Origin of the sequence: uncultured Gimesia sp. (genome assembly GCF_937919775.1) — a bacterium.
GTDB lineage: Bacteria > Planctomycetota > Planctomycetia > Planctomycetales > Planctomycetaceae > Gimesia.
Map to the genome: position 1 here is coordinate 1 of NZ_CALFPF010000084.1, position 2,717 is coordinate 2,717.

Annotated in this window: 4 protein-coding genes; 2 read left to right on the forward strand and 2 right to left on the reverse strand. The window is 50.2% G+C overall.

The genetic code is table 11. From position 1 onward, the window contains the following. Positions 1-67 precede the first annotated feature (67 nt). Entirely contained in the window at positions 68-274 is a 207-nt protein-coding gene (locus tag Q0294_RS02205; protein ID WP_299460468.1) for a hypothetical protein, read from the forward strand. Further along, positions 271-1,707: a hypothetical protein gene (locus Q0294_RS02210; RefSeq protein WP_299460471.1), complete on the forward strand. Its 1,437-nt coding sequence runs from the start codon at positions 271-273 to the stop codon at positions 1,705-1,707. The genes Q0294_RS02205 and Q0294_RS02210 overlap by 4 nt, the downstream gene beginning before the upstream one ends. A gap of 53 nt (positions 1,708-1,760) precedes the next feature. Here the strand turns inward: Q0294_RS02210 and Q0294_RS02215 are convergent, their stop codons facing one another. After that, positions 1,761-2,267, reverse strand: a complete 507-nt coding sequence (locus Q0294_RS02215) for an NUDIX domain-containing protein (RefSeq protein ID WP_299460474.1) — start codon at positions 2,265-2,267, stop codon at positions 1,761-1,763. Between the two features lie 99 nt (positions 2,268-2,366). Then, positions 2,367-2,717: FHA domain-containing protein (locus Q0294_RS02220; RefSeq protein WP_299460477.1), on the reverse strand; the 351-nt coding region annotated here is incomplete at its 5' end.

Genomic DNA, 2,717 nt, shown 5'->3' on the forward strand with positions numbered 1-2,717 from the left:
GGCTGCTCAATCTGAATTTTTTGCAGGGCAATGACTCTTCAATCGGAAAGATACCGAAAGAAAATCAATGAGTAAATTGGAGGAAAAGGTACTTGAACATCGCTATTCCATGATATTTACCGGTGACAAAATTACTGATCCGCGCTGGCTTCAATACCTGCAGAATCGATACGGATATGATTTTAAGCCCGCCTATAATGTGAGACTGCGAAAAATCGATCCCGGCTCGACGAATTCCTTTCCCCCCAAACCGCAGCAGGGGGAAAGACCTTGACTGATCTGATTCTGGTCCTGCTGGGTGCGGCGGGGGTGTGGGGCAGCGGACTTGTTCTCGCTCAGCTTCTGCTCCCGGTATCACCAATCTCGTCTCAACCGAAATCAAATCTGGCAGAACTGCTTGGCCTGGGACTGGTTTTGGGGTTCGGTTTCACCGCGCTATTTTATCTGCTGTGGGGCATGATCGGACTGCGCTACACGCCCGGCTTGTCTTACATCTGGATGAGCCTTGGTCTGGCCGGGGGAGTGGGAACGCTTTTCATCCGGTATCGAAGATTGAAACAAAACGCAGACCAACTTTCGGCCACTTCTAAGGCAGAGATTGATTTCCGCCACCTGTGCCTGGGTCTCCTGTTATTTCTGGCGATCACAACCGTGGTTCAGACCTGGATGACGCCGCAACGTTTCTGGGATGAACGTGCCATTTTCGGACTCAAATCAATTGTCATTTTCCAGGAAGCGACCATTCAGAATGAATCGCTGCTTCATCCCGATTTTGTGCAGTACCACCCCAAATACCCGTTGCTGATCCCGTTGAATGAAGCCCATTTTTATCTGTTGATGGGCGAGGTAAATGACCGCTGGTCGAAAATCATGTTCCCGCTTCTGTACGTCGGAATGGTACTCACGTTTCTCGGCGTGCTGTCGCGATCCACCCGGCAATCCGTGCAGGCGTGGTTGTTCACATTAATGCTGGCGACTGTTCCTTCAATGGTGCCTTGGGAATACGGGTTTCTTTCAGGGCAGGCGGATGGCCCCGTTGCCTGCTTTCATACTGTTGCGCTGCTTTATCTCTGGAGTTTCCTCAAAACGCTGAACCATGCGAATCCGGACTCCTCCGTTCTGGTGCGTTCGCCGTTGATCGCGGGCCTGGCGGCAGGGATGACGATTTTCACTAAAGATGAAGGCATTGCTTTTTTTCTGGTCGATCTGATCGCACTGTCCCTCGTGACAATCCTTTATTTTCGCAAGCGGCTGATCTCGACAGCCCTTTCGATTTTTCAGTTTGGTTTAACGACGGCGATCATTGTTGCCCCCTGGTTTTATCATCGCAGCCAACTGCCCTCGACGACGGAAATGGCGTATTTCAGCAGAATGCAGATCACCACACTGGCGGAAGGGGTTTCCGCATTCTTCTGGGCGGTTCAGCATCTATTCCAGTGCATGTTCCTTGAGGCGTGGAAATGGGGACTGCAATGGTGGGTTCTCATAATCTCCCTCTTTACGTTTCCCGGGAAAGCGATTAAGCCACACCAGCTGTTTTTGCTGCTGAATCTTCTGGGAACACTGGCGGCATTGATCATCGCGGGAATGATCGCCCCGACACCGGTACAGGAACACATTGGGGGCTCGAGTCTCCGGTTTTTATTACAGATTTCGGGCGGTGCCATCCTGTTTATCGCGGGGCAATGGATCTGCGAAGAAGATTAACGAACGCTCGAAAAACGGGCGTAGAAGTGTCTCGATGCAGGTCATTTACTTGATCACGTACTATAATTTTCGCGATACCAGGGATAGAGCTGACGAAACGGGGGAGTGAACTGTTCTGCATTTTCGTGTAGCATCTGATCGATTAACGCGAGCTCAAAAAACTCACCCCGCTCAATTTCGCCCGGATCGAAAGTGAAAGGGCCATCAGAAAAAGTCCGAAACAGAACCGTATGCTCATACGCGTTAAGCGGAGTGCCGGGAAATTTCACCAGCCATTCGAGAGGTTCCTCGATGCCAATTTCTTCGCGCATTTCCCGTTGAGCCGATTCGGCATAATCTTCTCCCGCACTCAGATGTCCAGACGCCGACGAGGTATAGCAGTGGGGATATTCGTCTTTCGCGGCGGAGCGAAATTGTAATAGCAACGCACCCGCGGAATTGAAGACAAACACGTTGGCGGCGCGATGCAACAGTTTTCGCGCATGAACGATTGAACGGGGCAGCTGTTCTAATACCCGATCCTGTTCATCAACCACATCGAACAGTTCTTCCGGTTCCATCACGAAATATTCACTTATGTGGGGTAACCAGCGCCTGACAGCGAATTGATGCTTTAAGAACAAAGGCTTATCAAGCGTTACACTCAACCCGCATTCGGGTTAAATCGAATTTTCGGAGAAATAGCTTTCTTCGAAATTTTCGTGTCCATCGCCGTCATAATAACTGACAACATAATTCGCCATGCCAATAGTCAGAACGTCTCCGGGGTAGAGGGGAGCCTCATTTACACCTTCCGAATTGACAATCGTCCCATTTGTGGACTCCAGGTCACGCACACGGACTGCGTTGTTATGAAACGTCAATTCACACTGGTGGCGGCTCAGCATCGGATCGAGAATCCGTAAATTACAACTGTTGCTTCTTCCCAGCACTACGGGCAAATCATCAACACTGACCTCAATATCCGGTAAATCGGGATGATCACTGATAAGATGAATTTTCATGGGAAG

Excerpts from the sequence above, each read along its gene's own strand:
- Q0294_RS02215 (WP_299460474.1), bottom strand. The coding sequence starts at position 2,267 with ATGGAACCGGAAGAACTGTTCGATGTGGTTGATGAACAGGATCGGGTA.
- Q0294_RS02205 (WP_299460468.1), top strand. The coding sequence starts at position 68 with ATGAGTAAATTGGAGGAAAAGGTACTTGAACATCGCTATTCCATGATA.